This is a genomic window from Actinomadura sp. GTD37 (genome assembly GCF_041951365.1).
In the GTDB taxonomy this organism is placed as follows: Bacteria; Actinomycetota; Actinomycetes; order Streptosporangiales; family Streptosporangiaceae; genus Spirillospora.
The window spans coordinates 531952-546577 of sequence record NZ_JBGNUS010000006.1; the positions used below are offsets into that span (position 1 = coordinate 531952).

At 75.4% G+C, this 14626-nt stretch carries 12 protein-coding genes and 1 riboswitch; of the genes, 4 read left to right on the forward strand and 8 right to left on the reverse strand.

What is annotated here, in order from left to right; all coding sequences use genetic code 11:
• Window positions 1-127 precede the first annotated feature (127 nt).
• The gene (locus ACA511_RS30005) at window positions 128-1465 is read left to right on the forward strand and encodes a nitrate/nitrite transporter (protein ID WP_375028002.1); all 1338 of its coding nucleotides are present in this window, start codon (window positions 128-130) and stop codon (window positions 1463-1465) included.
• On the opposite strand, the gene ACA511_RS30010 is transcribed toward ACA511_RS30005, so the two are convergent.
• Both ACA511_RS30010 and ACA511_RS30015 read right to left on the reverse strand, forming a co-directional pair.
• Complete coding sequence (locus ACA511_RS30010; RefSeq protein ID WP_375028003.1) at window positions 1426-2136, reverse strand: maleylpyruvate isomerase N-terminal domain-containing protein; 711 nt, start codon at window positions 2134-2136, stop codon at window positions 1426-1428. The genes ACA511_RS30005 and ACA511_RS30010 overlap by 40 nt on opposite strands.
• 169 nt (window positions 2137-2305) lie before the next feature.
• On the reverse strand, window positions 2306-2722 hold the full coding sequence (locus tag ACA511_RS30015) for a plectin (protein WP_375028004.1): 417 nt from the start codon (window positions 2720-2722) through the stop codon (window positions 2306-2308).
• Window positions 2723-2838: 116 nt separating this feature from the next.
• On the opposite strand from ACA511_RS30015, the gene ACA511_RS30020 reads away from it, so the two are divergent.
• Window positions 2839-3405, forward strand: a complete 567-nt coding sequence (locus ACA511_RS30020; RefSeq protein WP_375028005.1) for a TetR family transcriptional regulator — start codon at window positions 2839-2841, stop codon at window positions 3403-3405.
• 20 nt (window positions 3406-3425) lie between these two features.
• Here the strand turns inward: ACA511_RS30020 and ACA511_RS30025 are convergent, their stop codons facing one another.
• Genes ACA511_RS30025 through ACA511_RS30035 form a run of 3 tightly spaced genes read right to left on the reverse strand, consistent with a single transcriptional unit; the run spans window position 3426 to window position 6237 of the window.
• The gene (locus ACA511_RS30025; protein ID WP_375028006.1) at window positions 3426-4067 is read right to left on the reverse strand and encodes a lactate utilization protein C; all 642 of its coding nucleotides are present in this window, start codon (window positions 4065-4067) and stop codon (window positions 3426-3428) included.
• Entirely contained in the window at window positions 4064-5473 is a 1410-nt protein-coding gene (locus ACA511_RS30030; protein ID WP_375028086.1) for a lactate utilization protein B, read from the reverse strand. Before ACA511_RS30030 ends, ACA511_RS30025 begins: the two co-directional genes overlap by 4 nt.
• 35 nt (window positions 5474-5508) lie before the next feature.
• On the reverse strand, window positions 5509-6237 hold the full coding sequence (locus ACA511_RS30035; protein ID WP_375028007.1) for a (Fe-S)-binding protein: 729 nt from the start codon (window positions 6235-6237) through the stop codon (window positions 5509-5511).
• A 274-nt stretch (window positions 6238-6511) separates the two neighbouring features.
• Between ACA511_RS30035 and ACA511_RS30040 the strand changes: the two genes are divergently transcribed.
• Window positions 6512-6715: a DUF5999 family protein gene (locus ACA511_RS30040; RefSeq protein WP_375028008.1), complete on the forward strand. Its 204-nt coding sequence runs from the start codon at window positions 6512-6514 to the stop codon at window positions 6713-6715.
• A 35-nt stretch (window positions 6716-6750) separates the two neighbouring features.
• Here the strand turns inward: ACA511_RS30040 and ACA511_RS30045 are convergent, their stop codons facing one another.
• From ACA511_RS30045 to gcvP, 3 genes are all read right to left on the reverse strand, one after another.
• The gene (locus tag ACA511_RS30045; protein ID WP_375028009.1) at window positions 6751-7434 is read right to left on the reverse strand and encodes an alpha/beta family hydrolase; all 684 of its coding nucleotides are present in this window, start codon (window positions 7432-7434) and stop codon (window positions 6751-6753) included.
• Window positions 7435-7486: 52 nt separating this feature from the next.
• Entirely contained in the window at window positions 7487-8593 is a 1107-nt protein-coding gene (locus ACA511_RS30050; RefSeq protein ID WP_375028010.1) for a tetratricopeptide repeat protein, read from the reverse strand.
• Window positions 8594-8710: 117 nt separating this feature from the next.
• Complete coding sequence (gene gcvP, locus ACA511_RS30055) at window positions 8711-11584, reverse strand: aminomethyl-transferring glycine dehydrogenase (protein WP_375028011.1); 2874 nt, start codon at window positions 11582-11584, stop codon at window positions 8711-8713.
• Between the two features lie 177 nt (window positions 11585-11761).
• Window positions 11762-11856: riboswitch (glycine riboswitch) on the reverse strand.
• A 297-nt stretch (window positions 11857-12153) separates the two neighbouring features.
• Here gcvP and ACA511_RS30060 point away from each other — a divergent pair.
• Window positions 12154-14625, forward strand: a complete 2472-nt coding sequence (locus ACA511_RS30060; protein WP_375028012.1) for a lysylphosphatidylglycerol synthase domain-containing protein — start codon at window positions 12154-12156, stop codon at window positions 14623-14625.
• The last annotated feature ends 1 nt before the right edge of the window (window position 14626 follow it).

Sequence of the window (14626 nt, forward strand, 5' to 3'; positions counted from 1 at the left end):
CCGCGCCTCACAGCCGGCGGGGACGCGCTGTGCGGCGGAGTTATCACCGGCGTATGACCGGTCACACGCGGGCGAAACCCCGGCTTCCTACGGTCGGCCCGTCCGAACCGACCAGGGAGAGCGCCTCATGACCGTCACCACCGAGACCGCGCGCGGGGACCGCGCCCGGCCGCCGAAGGGCCGCTGGATCGACGACTGGCGGCCCGAGGACCCCGCCTTCTGGACCGCCGGCGGCGCGCGCGTCGCCCGCCGCAACCTGATCTACTCGATCCTCTCCGAGCACATCGGGTTCTCGGTGTGGACGCTGTGGTCGGTCCTCGTGCTGTTCCTCGGCCCCGCCTACGGCGTCGACCCGGCCGGGAAGTTCACCCTCACCGCAGTCCCCGCCCTCGCCGGCGCTGCGCTGCGCATCCCCTACACGTTCGCCGTCGCCCGGTTCGGCGGCCGCAACTGGACGGTCTTCAGCGCGGCGCTGCTGCTCGTCCCGGCGGTGCTCGCCGCGTTCCTGGTCGAGCCCGGCGTCTCGTTCACCACCCTGGTGCTCCTCGCCGCCGTCGCGGGCGTCGGCGGCGGCAACTTCGCGTCCTCGATGGCCAACATCAACGCCTTCTACCCGCAGCGGCTCAAGGGCTGGGCGCTCGGGATCAACGCCGGCGGCGGCAACCTCGGCGTCGCCGTCGTCCAGCTCGTCGGGCTGCTCGTCCTCGCCACCGCCGGCAAGGACCACCCCGGGCTCGTCGCCGGGATCTACATCCCGCTGATCGTCCTCGCCGCCCTCGGCGCCTGGTTCCGCATGGACAACCTGGCGCACGCGCGCAACGACCGCCGGGCGATGCGGGACGTCTGCGGGGACGCCCACACCTGGATCATGTCGGTGCTCTACATCGGCACGTTCGGGTCGTTCATCGGGTTCGGCTTCGCGTTCGGGCAGGTCCTCCAGGTGCAGTTCGCCGACGACTTCGACACCCCCGTCAAGGCCGCGTACCTGACGTTCCTCGGCCCCGCCCTCGGCTCGCTGCTGCGCCCCGCCGGCGGGCGCCTCGCCGACCGGCTCGGCGGCGCCGCCGTCACCTTCTGGACCTTCGTCGCGATGGCCGCGTCCGCCGGCCTGGTGCTGGCCGCGTCCGTGCGCGGGTCCCTGCCGCTGTTCCTCACCGGGTTCGTCCTGCTGTTCGCGTTCAGCGGCGTCGGCAACGGCTCCACCTACAAGATGATCCCCGCGATCTTCCGCGCCAAGGCCCCCGAGGCCGAGGCCCGCCGCCTGTCCGGGGCGCTGATCGGCATCGCCGGCGCCGTCGGCGCGCTCGGCGGCGTCCTGGTCAACATCGCCTTCCGGCAGTCGTTCCTCGCCACCGGCACCGGCGACGGCGCCTACCTCGCGTTCATCGCCTTCTACGCCGTGTGCTGCGCGCTCACCTGGCTGGTCTACCTGCGGGACCGCCCCGGCAGGCCCGAGGGCGTCTGACGGCCGGACCGGCGCCGCGACCGGCCGGACCGGTCGCCCGGCCGGTCGTCGGGCTCGGGCCAGCGCGGCGACCGGCCGGACGAGCGCAGCACCGCCTCCCAGGCGTCCCCCGCCGCGAGCGGCAGGTGGGGGACGCCCCAGTGCCACGCCGACACCAGCAGGTCGGGGTCGCGCGGCCGGTAGTCGGCGCCGCACGCGCGGGCCATGTCCCAGGCGTGCAGATGCCACTCCACGCACGCCGCGCCCGCGTGGTCGCCGACGGTGTACTTGGTGCCCCGGTAGATCAGATGGGTGCGGTCCCACATGTCCGGCAGCAGGTCGGCGTACGCCCCCGCCGACACCCCGAACGCCATGATCCGCTCGGGGCCGGGCTCGGGCGGCAGCACCGCGAGCTCGGTCGCGTTCTGCCGCGCCTGCTGCCGGATCAGCACCGCCGTCGCCGCCTCCTGCGCGAACAGCGTCGCCAGCCGGCTGTCGGGCGCGTCCTGGAGGTACTCCAGGAAGTTCTCCGCGACGCAGCGCAGATGGCCGGCGAGGTCGATCAGCCGCCAGTCGGCGCAGGGCGTCGGCGCGTCCCAGTCGCGGGCGTCCGCCGACAGCGCGCGGATCGCCTTCACCCCGTCCTGGTAGGACTCGAGTACGCGGCACCGGTCCGGCGGCGTGCGCTCCACGTGACATCCCCCAACGTCCAGAGCACCGTGTGCCCTCTCCGCCGGGACGCGTCCGCGCGCACGTGATGGCGGCGGGGGGCGCCCCCGGCGTTCCCCGAGAGGGCAGACTGTCAAAGTTCGGTGGCCGGTGCCACCCGGTGACGCTGTGTCGTCACACGTGCGGGACGGCTCAGCCGAGCGCGGACGGCACCGTCCTGAAGCTCAGCCGGTGCGCCTCGCGGGCCGTGCGCAGCCGGTCGACCTCGTCCGTCCACGGGCGGACCGCCGGGCGCGCCTTCGCCTTGCGGTAGGCGATCTCGGCGGCGCGGCGCGTCTTGGCGTCCTGCGTGCCGGCCGTGTACACCTTCGGGCCCATCGTGGCCCGCTCGGACGCCTCGGCGGCGGCGAGCACCGCCGTCATCGCCTTGTCGAACGCCACCGTCAGCGCGCGCAGCTCCGGGCCGGCGACGTGCGCGGCCTGCGCCTCGCGCAGCGCCCGCTCCGCGTCGCCGGCCGCCGCGAGCCGGTCCTCGTACTCGGCGGCCAGCCGCTGGTCGGCCTCGTACGGCTCCGCGACGTCCTTGCTCACCCGGCGGCCCAGCGGCATGGTGGTACTCCCTCGACGGTCTTCAATGCCTGGTCCAGGTAAGCGTACGCGGGGTTCCGGCGTGTCGTGGCGGCGGACACCCGGCTTCGGCCCTTTACGCAGTAAGGTGACGTCCCATGGTCCGGCAGCCCAGCATCAACGCCCAGCACCGCGCACCGCTGTCCATCGAGCGGATCATCGAGGCGGCCCTGCAGATCGTGGACGGCCAGGGACTCGGCCGCCTCACGATGCGCCGCCTCGGGGACTCCCTCGAGGTCGAGGCGATGGCGATCTACCACCACCTCCCCCGCGGCAAGGAGCAGCTCCTCGACGGCCTCGTCGCGCACGTCGCCTCCGCCCCCGCCGAGGACTCGCCGGCCCGGCGCTGGCAGGACGTCCTGCGGGACTGGGCCACCGCCTACCGGGGACGGCTGATGGCGCACGCCGGGGTGCTGCCCCTCGTCGTCACCCGCCGCAACCCCGTCGCGCTCACCGCCACGGTCGCGTCCCTGCGCGAGGTCATGCGGCGCGGCGGCGTCGCCGAGGACGCCGCGGGCGTCGCCGCGCACACCCTGCTCGGCTACGTGATCGGCCACACCGCCCTGGAGGTGCGCGGCACCGGCGAGGACGGCGCCGACCGCGTGGTGGACTGGAACGCCCGGTTCACCGCCGGCCTCGACCTCGTCGTCGGCGGCGTCCGCTAGCCGCCGGCCGGGTCGTCCGCTCAGTCCTCCACGAGGATGATCTCCAGGTGGAGGGGGCCGTGCACGCCCACCACCCTGGTCGCCTCGATGCCGTGGGTGGCGGACGGGCCGCTGATCCAGGTGAGCGGCCGCGCCGGGTCCAGGCGCGTGACCGCCTCCGGGACCGTCCCCACGATCTGGTCGGCGTGGACCACGCACAGGTGGAACCCGGGCACGAGGGTGAGCGCCCGCCGCCCCTGCGCCCGGCCGCCGTCCAGGACGACCGTGCCCGTCTGCGCCACCGCCGCCGCGCAGCCCGTCACCACGCCGTCCGCGGCGGCGAGGGCGTCGAGGTCGAGCGCCGGGGCGTCGGCGAGCGCCCGGACGCCGTCCAGCTCGGCGAGCCAGCCGAACGGCACGTCCGCGGGGACGACGATCTCCTTGGCCTCCCGCCCCCACAGCGCGGCGGCCACCGCGGTGCCCACCTCGTCCGCTCCGGCGTGCCGCACGGCCGCCCGGTTGTCGGCGACCCGCTCGGTGAACAGGGCGAGGACGTCCGCGCGCGTCGCGGCCTCCGCGGCCGGCAGCCGGCGCGCGTAGCCGCGCGGCACCGGCGGACCCGGGCCGCGCGACCCGCCGAGCGCCTCCCGCACCCGGCGCAGCATCTCCTCGCGCGCGGTCACGTCCGGGTCCCGTTCCACCAGGCGCGGAAGCTCTCCGCCGGCGGCGCCGGCAGGTCGCGGGCCTCGGTCCACTTGCCGAGCAGCCCGGGCAGCCGGCGGATCCGCCCGCCGCGCGACAGCAGCCGCGCCCACCGGGTGCCGCGGCGCAGCGCCGCCTCGTGCCGGCGCGGATCCCCCATCGTCCACGCCAGGCCGCGCATCAGCACCATCTCGGGCGTCGGCACGGGACGCCGCCGGCGCGACTCGACCACCGCGCCGCGCAGGTGGACCAGCACGTCCGGGATGTCGATCTTCACCGGGCAGACGTCGGCGCAGGCGCCGCAGAGCGTGGACGCGTACGGCAGCGACGCCGCCGCCGCGCTCTCCACGCCGCGCAGCTGCGGGGTGAGGATCGCGCCGATCGGCCCCGGGTAGACGGGCCCGTAGGGCCGCCCGCCCGTGCGCTCGTAGACCGGGCAGACGTTCAGGCAGGCCGAGCAGCGGATGCACCGCAGCGCGGCGCGCCCGACCTCGTCGGCGAGGGCCCTGGTGCGGCCGTTGTCGAGCAGGACGAGGTGGAACGCGCGCGGCCCGTCGCCCGGCGTCACCCCCGTCCAGGACGAGACGTACGGGGTCATCCGGTCGCCGGTCGACGAACGCGGAAGGAGCTGAAGGAACACCTCCATGTCATCCCACGTGGGGACGACCTTGTCGATGCCCGCGACGCAGATCAGCGTCTCCGGCAGCGTGAGGCACATCCGCGCGTTGCCCTCGGACTCGACCACCACGACCGTGCCGGTCTCGGCCACCAGGAAGTTCGCGCCGGTGATCGCGACGCGGGCGCGCAGGAACCGCTCCCGCAGATGGGCGCGGGCCGCGGCGGCGAGGGCCGCCGGATCCTCGCCCGGGCCGGGCCCCCCGGCGGGCATCGCCCGCCGGAACACCTCCGCGATCTGCGCGCGGTCGCGGTGCGCGGCCGGCGCCAGCAGGTGCGACGGCTCGTCCTCGCCGAGCTGGACGACCAGATCGGCGAGCGCGGTCTCGTGCGCGGTCACGCCCATGCGGGCCAGCGCGCCGGCCAGGCCGATCTCCCGGACCGCCAGCGAGGCCGACTTCACGACCTCCGTCACGCCGGCGGCCCGCACGAGGCCCGTGACGACGCGGCGCGCCTCGGCCGCGTCCGCCGCCCAGTGCACGGTGCCGCCCGCCTCGGTGACGGACCGTTCCAGCTCCTCCAGGTGGACGTCGAGGCCGCGGAGCGCGTCGTCCCCGATCGCGCGGCCGGCCTCGCGCAGGTCCGCCCAGTCGGCGGGCTCCCCGGACGCGGCGGCCGCCCGCTCGCGGAGGGCCGCGGTCGCGCCGCGCAGGTTGCGGCGCAGGCCGGTGTCGGCCAGCGCGGACCTTGCGGCGGCGGCGAACTTCGGCATCGGCAGCGGGACGGGCCCGCCCGGCTGCGCGCCGGTCACGACGGCCCCGTCGCGGCGAGGATCTCGGCCAGGTGCATGGTCCGGACGCCGGCGCGGAGCCGCGACAGCGCCCCGCCGATGTGGGCGAGGCAGGAGTCGTCCACCGCGCACACCACGTCCGCGCCCGTGCCGCGGATGTGCCTGACCTTGTCGGCGACCATCGCGACGGACACGTCCGCGTTCTTCATCGCGAACGCGCCGCCGAACCCGCAGCACTCCTCCGCCGCGGGTAAGTCGACCAGGTCGAGGCCCTGCACCGCGCGCAGCAGCCGCAGCGGCCGGTCGCCGATCCCGAGCGTCCGCATCGACTGGCAGGACGGGTGGTAGGCGACCCGGTGCGGGAAGCGGGCGCCGACGTCGGTGACGCCCAGGACGTCCACCAGGAACTCGGTCAGCTCGTAGACGGCGAGGCCCTCGGCGGCGCGGGCCAGCCCGGGGTCGCGGGCCGCCCGCGCGATCCTCGGGTAGGCGGCCCGGACGGCGGCGGCGCAGGACGCGGACGGCGCGACCACGACGTCCCCGCCCTCGAACGCCCGGGTGTAGCCGCGGGCGAGGTCGGCCGCCTCGCGGTGGTAGCCGGACGTCCAGTGGATCTGCCCGCAGCACGTCTGACCGGGCGGGAATACCACTTCGTGGCCAAGACGTTCCAATAGGACGGTCACGGCCCTCCCCGTCTCGGGGAAGAGCGCGTCATCGAAGCACGCGACGGACAACGCGACCCGCATCGGCCTCACTCCCCCTACGCCGCGACGGCGTTCCCCGCCCGACATCGTAGGGGTTCCGCGCCCCCCGGCGTGTCGTTCACCGTCCGTCATCGCGCGGGAGGGAGCCTGTGCGTGGCGCCTCGGAGTGAGAGTGATCACACCGTCCCGGTACTCCGGTACCAGCGGACAACCGTCCCAACGGGCTATAGCCGGTCGGGGCGAACCACTCCACACTGGGGTGCGTCAATTAAGGAAAGCACCACGACCTACCAGTAGTTGAGACCGGAGGCACACGATGTGCCCGCACCAGCCGCTCTGTCCCTCGTCCGACGCACCCGACCGCGACGCCGCGCGGACGCTGGCCGCCCACCCCGAGCAGGGGTGGAGCCTGCTGTGCAACGGCGTCGTGCTCTTCGAGGACACCGGTGAGCTGCTGCCCGACGGGGAAGTCATCGCGCCGCACCGGCCGACGGACCTGCAGGCGCCGTCCGCCGCTTGAGCGGTCTCCACGGGGGGACTAGTTCAAACGGGTGATCATCCTCGGGGGCAACGCCCGCCGCTGTCCTGAGACCTCTGGGCCCGACCGGGCCCAGAGGGAACCTGTCCAAGGCCCGTCCGCACCGGACGGGCCGTCCATTTCTCCAGCCACGGCCCCGCCGCGCGACCGACCGCGGCGGGATCCCTGCTCAGATCGTGCCGCTCCCCCGGCAGCACCGCCACGTGCGCCGCGTCCGCCGCGTCCGGCACGCCGAACGGGTCGCGGTCGCCGTTGACGACGAGGACCTCGACCCCCGCCGAGCGCAGCTCGTCCACCCGCGTCTTCCGCGGATCGCGGGGCGGGTGGAGCGGGAACGCCAGCGCCACCACGCCCACCGCCCCAGCCGCCCGCGCCGTCCGGCACGCCACCCGGGCGCCGTTGCTCCGGCCGCCCTGGACGAGCGGGACGCCCGCGAACCCGTCCCGCAGCCGCGCGATGACCTCCAGCCACGCCTCGTCCTGCTTGACGGGCGAGCCGGGCGCCCGGCGGCCCGCGAACCGGAACGGCTGCGTGACCCGCGCGACGGCGCCGCCGAGCCCGAGCGCGGCCTCCCGGACGGCGAGCAGGTCGGGCGCGTCCACGCTCCCGTTCGACCCGTGCGTCAGGACCAGCAGGAACGCCGGGTCGCCGACCTCGTCGAGGACCACCTCGGCGGGCCCGTGCGCCGTCACGACCTCCATGCGCCCACCGTATCCGCAGGCCCCGGACCCCGCTGTCCCCGGCCGTCGGGGACTAGCCCTCCGGCCAGTTCGCGACGGTCGTGCCCATGGCCAGGCGGAGCCGCTCGGCGAAGCTCTCGTGCAGGAGCGGCCCCCACGGGTAGCCGCTCGGGACCCGCACCGCGCCGCCGAGCACCTCGTGCGCCTCGTCCTCCCGGCGCTCGGCGTACCGGACGGCGAGCAGCGCGTACATGTGGTCGAGGGCGCCGAACGCCTCGCCGGCGAGCGCCGGGAGCGTCCCCTCCGACACGGCCTGCTCGACGACCGGCTCCCACCACAGGCCGGCGTCGGCGTCCTCCTCGCCGAAGTCGCGGCGCAGCCTCGCCCGCACCTGCGGCGCGACGCCCGGGTCGGCCAGCCCGCGCCGCCACACCTCGGCCGCCTCGCCGCCGCGTCCCCGCAGCGGCAGCGTCCGCGCCAGCAGCTCGGTGGCCAGCGGCCCGGCCTCCGGATCGGACGGCTCCGCCGCCAGCGCCGCGCCGAACGCGCCGATCGCCTGGTCGAGGTAGGAGATGCCGAGCGCGACGGCGAGCCGCGCGTACGCGTAGGGGGCGGCGTCGCGGTCGATCAGCCGGAGTCCGGCGGTCAGGACCCGCTGCGCCCGCGCCGGGTCGCCGCGCTCCAGCAGCCGCTGCGCCAGATCGTGCGCGGCGAGCGGGCCGTACTCGGCGTCCCCCGTCCCGACCGCGGCCTCCCAGTGGTCGCGCGCCGCGTCGAAGTCGCCGGCGTCGTCGGCGATCCGGGCGAGGGCCAGGTGGGCGGGCGGCAGGTACGCGGGGTTGCCGAAGTCGACCACCGCGCCCCAGGCGGGCGCGGCCAGGCCGGGCTCTCCGGCGCGCTCGTGCGTGAGCGCCAGGTGGTAGGCGGCGCGCGGCCCGTACTCGGGGTCGGCGGTGGCGATCGCCACCTGGTCGGCCTCCCTGGCCCGCTCCACCTCCCCGGCGTCGTCGAGGACGACGGCGAGCCCGAGCGCCGCCTGCGCCCGGCAGGGCGTCTCGCCCAGGGCGAGCACCTTCTCGAACAGCGCGGCCGCCCGCCCCGCCTCACCGCTCTCGGCGAGGTTCCGGGCCTCCTCGCACATCTGCGCGGGGCCCGGCGCCCCGTCCGCCAACTCGCTCATCGGCCTCTGCCCTCTGGGGGTTTCTGGAGTCCGCACAGAGACTAGCGACCCGTCCGCGCCGCGTCCCGCGACGACACCCCGAAACCCCCACCAAGATCACATATCCATCCCGCGTCCTCAGTCCTCGAACGCCTCGGGGGGCGGGCAGGAGCAGACCAGGTTGCGGTCGCCGTAGGCCTGGTCGATGCGGCGGACGGGCGGCCAGTACTTGTTCTCGCGCAGGGACGGGACGGGGTAGGCGGCCTCGTCGCGGGTGTAGGCGTGCTTCCAGTCGTCGGAGATCAGGCAGGCGGCGGTGTGCGGGGCGTTCCGGAGCGGGTTGTCCTCGCGGTCGTAGCCGCCGTCCGCGACCCGCCGGATCTCCCGGCGGATCTCGATCATGGCGTCGCAGAAGCGGTCCAGCTCGGCGAGGTCCTCGGACTCGGTGGGCTCGATCATCAGGGTGCCGGCCACCGGGAAGGACAGCGTCGGGGCGTGGAAGCCGTAGTCGATGAGGCGCTTGGCGACGTCCTCGGCGGTGATCCCCGTCTCCTTGGTGATCTTGCGGAGGTCGGCGATGCACTCGTGCGCGACGAGGCCGCTGCGGCCGGTGTAGAGGATCGGGTAGTGCGGGGCGAGCCGCGCGGCGAGGTAGTTGGCGGCGATGATGGCGCCCTCGGTGGCGGCGCGCAGGCCGTCCGGGCCCATCATCGCGATGTAGGCCCAGGAGATCGGCAGGATGCCGGCCGAGCCCCACGGGGCCGCGGAGATCGGGCCGACGCCGGTGCCCGGGCCGGCCTCGGCGCGCAGCGGGTGGTTCGGCAGGAACGGCGCGAGGTGCTCGCGGACCCCGATCGGGCCCACGCCGGGGCCGCCGCCGCCGTGCGGGATGCAGAACGTCTTGTGCAGGTTGAGGTGCGAGACGTCGGAGCCGAACTCGCCGGGGCGGGCCAGGCCGACGAGCGCGTTGAGGTTGGCGCCGTCCACGTAGACCTGGCCGCCCGCCTCGTGCACGGCGGCGCACACGTCGGTGATGGACTCCTCGAACACGCCGTGCGTGGACGGGTACGTCACCATGATCGCGGCGAGCCGGCCGCCGTGCTCGCCGATCTTGGCGTGCAGGTCGTCCAGCGCGACGTTGCCGCCCTCGTCGCACTGCACGACGACGACGCGCATCCCCGCCATGACGGCGCTGGCGGCGTTGGTGCCGTGCGCGGACGACGGGATCAGGCAGACGTCGCGGTGCTCCTCGCCCCGGGACGCGTGGTAGCCGCGGATGGCGAGCAGCCCGGCCAGTTCGCCCTGCGAGCCGGCGTTCGGCTGGACGGAGACCTTCGCGTACCCGGTGATCTCGGCGAGGGCGTCCTCCAGCTCGCCGATCAGCTCGACGTAGCCGGCGGCCTGGTCGACCGGTGCGAACGGGTGGACGTCCGCGAACTCCGGCCAGGTGACCGGCTCCATCTCGGCGGTGGCGTTCAGCTTCATCGTGCAGGAGCCGAGCGGGATCATGGAGCGGTCGAGCGCGACGTCCTTGTCCTGGAGGCGGCGCAGGTAGCGCAGCATCGCGGTCTCGGAGCGGTGCGCGTGGAAGACCGGGTGGGTCAGGTAGGGGCTCTCGCGGCGCAGCGCGTCCGGGATCGCCTCCGCGGCGTCGCGGGCCGCGCCGGCGGCGCCGAACGCCTCCAGGACGGCGGTGACGTGCTCGGGCAGCGTCGTCTCGTCGCAGGCGATCCCGACGTGGTCGGGGCCGTCCGGGCGCAGGTTGACGCCGCGTTCGCGGGCCGCGGCGACGACCTCGGCGGCCCGGCCCGGCACCCGGGCGAGGACGGTGTCGAAGAAGGAGCCGTGCACCACCTCCACGCCGCCGCCGCGCAGCCCCGCGGCGATCTCGGCGGCGCGGCGGTGCGCGCGCTGCGCGATCGCCGCCAGCCCCTCGGGGCCGTGGTAGACCGCGTACATGCCCGCCATCACGGCGAGGAGCACCTGGGCGGTGCAGATGTTGCTGGTGGCCTTCTCGCGGCGGATGTGCTGCTCGCGGGTCTGCAGCGCCAGCCGGTAGGCGGTGGCGCCGTCCGCGTCGACCGACACGCCGACGAGCCGCCCGGGAAGCTGCCGCTGGATGCCCTCGCCGACCGCCATGTAGCCGGCGTGCGGCCCGCCGAAGCCGTAGGGGACGCCGAACCGCTGCGCGGACCCGACGGCGATGTCGGCGCCCGACTCCCCCGGCGGGCGCAGCAGCGTCAGCGCGAGCAGGTCGGCCGCCACGACCGCCTTGGCGCCCCGCTCGTGCGCCTGCGCGATGACGGGCTCCAGGTCGCGGACGGCCCCGGACGCGCCCGGGTACTGCAGCAGCACGCCGAAGAAGTCGCCGTCCGGGAGCCCGCCGGACAGGTCGGCGGCGACCACCTCGATGCCGAGCGGGATCGCGCGGGTCCGGACGACCTCGATCGTCTGCGGGAGCGCGTCGGCGTCGACGAGGAACGTCCCCGGCTCCTTGCGCTTGGACAGGCGGTGCGCGAGGGCCATGGCCTCGGCCGCGGCGGTGCCCTCGTCCAGCATGGAGGCGTTCGCGACGGGCAGCCCGGTCAGGTCGCCGACGACGGTCTGGAAGTTCAGCAGCGCCTCGAGCCGCCCCTGCGAGATCTCCGGCTGGTAGGGCGTGTAGGCGGTGTACCAGCCGGGGTTCTCCAGGACGTTCCGCCGGATCACGCCCGGCGTGGTCGTCCCGTGGTAGCCGAGCCCGATCATGGACGTCAGCACGGTGTTGCGGGACGCGAGCTCGCGGAGCCGGTCGAGCGCGGCGGTCTCGCTCAGCGCGGGCGGCAGGTCCAGTGGGCGGGCCGTGCGGATCGCGGCGGGGACCGCTGCGTCGACCAGCGCCTCCGCGCCGGAGTAGCCGATGGCGGCCAGCATCCGGGCCTGGTCGTCCGGCGCGGGGCCGATGTGCCGGTCGGCGAACGCGGCGCGCGGATGCTGCGGAGAGGCCACGGGGGCGAAGAACTGGGCGGTCATGGAGAGAGCCTCCTGGGCTGCTGCGGTCGCTCAGGTCCACCGCCGGCACGCGTGCCGGCGGCCGGTCTCCCCCTCTGTCATCGGCACCTGAGAGCTTCACCCGCGCGCGGCGGGGTTTCCCCTTCGGTGAGCCGCCGCCCCCGCGTGCGGGGACCGGCGGCTGCTTTCCAGAGGTGCCTCGCCCGAGCGGTCCTTTTGCCTGAGAGGTTCCGGGGATGTTGCCCCTTCGGCGCCCCACGCTGGCGGCGTGGGGTCTCTCCCGCCCAGGGTCGACGGCATGTCCTGGGACGAACCCTACCCAAAGACGGCTCCGGACGATCGTTCCGGCCCCGGGCGGCCGGGGCGGGATCCCGCCCGGACGCGGGGGCCGGGCCCACCGCGTCCGGGCGGTACCGGCCGGTACGATGTGCTCACTCACCTGGGACAAGACGAGACCCCGGGCCATGGGGGCGGAGATGGGGCTGCGGGGTGCGCGCGCGTCCGGGCGGATGCCGGGACGGCGCTCGACGGCGCGCGGCCGGTTCTGGGACGCTGACCATGATGACGGACGGCCTGGGCGGCGGAACGGCGTGACACAGACCCGCGACGGCACGGCGCGCCCGCGGCACGGCGCGTCCGCGGGCGTGCCCGTGGACGAGCCCGCCCAGCCGGACCGGATCCGCCGGCCGTCCGACGCGATCAGGTTCGCGGCGTCGGTGGTGGGGCTGGCGGCGGTGATGCTGCTGGTGTCGATCGCGCAGCAGACCACGCACGGGCTGCAGACCGACATCGCGGAGGGCACCGCGCACGCGCCCCGGCCGCTGCTGACGCTCGCGACGCTGGTGTCCAGCTTCGGGGTGCTGACGGTGCCGATCGCGTTCGCGATCGAGCGGCTGTTCCGCAAGGACGGGACGCGGGTCGCGATAGCGCTGCTGGCCGCCGTGATCGCGTTCGGGGTCACGGTCGGCCTCGACGACCTCGTGGTGCGGGCCGCGCCCGGCGGCGTGCTGGACTCGCTGATCTGGGGCGGCACCGAGACCGCGCCCGTGCACACCGACATCGCCCCCGTGATCGCGTTCGTCAGCGCGGTCGGGATGGCGGGACGCGCCCGCTGGCAGGCCGCGACCTGGACGATGATCGTGCTGGCGGCGCTGACCGGGCTCACCGCGTCCTACGCGTCCGTCGCGGCGCTCGCGGCGACCTACTTCCTCGGCCGCGCCATCGGCCACGGCACCCTGTACGCCGTCGGGACGCCGAACCCGCGGCCGACTGGCGCGACGGTCGTCACGTCGCTGGAGCGGCTCGGGCTGCGGCCGGCGCGGGGCGCGCGGCTGGACGAGCCCTCCGACGACACCGAGGACGGCCGCCGCTACGGCGTCGTCCTCGCCGAGGGCGGGCCGCCGGACGGGGACGGCCTCCGGTTCCACGGGCGGCACGGCGACTGGGACCTGGAGGTCCGCGTCCTGGACCGCGACCAGCAGACCGCCGGGCTGGTCTACCGGATCTGGCGGCTGCTGCGGCTGCGCGCCGCCACGACCGGGCGGACGCTGCGGTCGCTGCGCCGGTCCCTGGAGCTGGAGTCGCTGATGGCGTACGCGGTGGCCGCGGCGGGCGTGCGGACCCCGCGGCTGGCCGGCGCCTGCGAGGTCGGCACGGAGGCGGCGCTGCTGGCCTACGAGCACGTGCCCGGCCGGCGGCTCGGCGACCTGCCCGGCGAGGAGGTCACCGACGAGCTGCTGACCGACGTCTGGCGGCAGTTCCGGTCGCTGCAGGGCGGCCGGCTCGCGCACCGGCGGCTGCAGGACGACGCGCTGCTGATCGGCGAGGACGGCCTCGCCTACGTCACCGACCTGCGGGCCGGGGAGACGGCGGCGGGCGATCTGGCGCTGCGGCTGGACCTCGCGCAGCTGCTCACCACGCTGGCGCTGCGGAGCGGGCCCGAGCGGGCGGTGCGGACCGCCGCGGCCGTGCTGGGCGAGGAGGCCCTGGGCGGCGCGGTGCCGCTGCTGCAGCGGGTGGCGCTGTCGCGGGCGACGCGGCAGGCGCTGCGCCGCGACCGGGACCTGCTGACCCGCATCCGGGAGCAGATCGTCCGGCTGAAGCCGGAGGTCGAGGCGGCGCCGGCCAGGCTGGAGCGGTTCCGGCCCCGGACGATCTTCAGCATCGTGGCGCTGTCGATCGCCGCGTACATCGTGATCCCGCAGGTGACCAGCCTGGACGTCGGCTACCTGGCGGCCACGGCGAGCTGGCACTGGGTCGTCGCGGCCCTCGGCGCGGCGGCCCTCACCTATGTCGCCGCGGCGCTCATGCTGATGGGGTTCGTCCCGGAGCGGCTGCCGCTCCGGCGGACGGTCCTGGTGCAGGTCGCCGCGTCGTTCGTGAAACTGGTGGCGCCCGCGGCGGTCGGCGGCGTCGCCGTCAACACCCGCTACCTGCAGCGCTCGGGGGTGCGCCCCACGCTGGCGGTGGCGAGCGTCGGCGCGTCCCAGCTCGTCGGGATGGTCACGCACATCCTGCTGCTGGTCCTGTTCGGGTTCCTCACCGGCTCCACGGCGAAGGCGACGCAGGACCTGGCGCCGTCCCGCACGATCGTGATCGCCGTGCTGGTGCTGGGGCTGGTGGCGGGCCTGGCGCTGACGGTCCCCCGCGTCCGCCGCGTCGTCACCGCGCGGCTGAAGAGCATGTTCTCGGGCGTGGTGCCCCGCCTGGTGGACGTCCTGCAGTCGCCGAAGAAGCTGTCCACCGGCATGGGCGGCACGCTCCTGCTGACGCTGGCGTTCGTCCTGTGCCTGGACGCGTCGATCCGCGCGTTCGGCGGCTCGCTGCCGTGGACGACGGTGGTGCTGGTGTTCCTCACCGCGAACGCGGTGGGGTCGGCGGCCCCGACGCCGGGCGGTCTCGGCGCCGTCGAGGGCGCCCTGACGCTGGCGTTGACGATCTCGGGGCTGTCCGCGGAGACGGCGACGTCGGCGGTGCTGCTCTACCGGCTCTTCACGCTGTGGCTGCCGGTGCTGCCGGGCTGGGGGGCGTTCGCCTTCCTGCAGCGCAAGGAGGCGCTCTGAG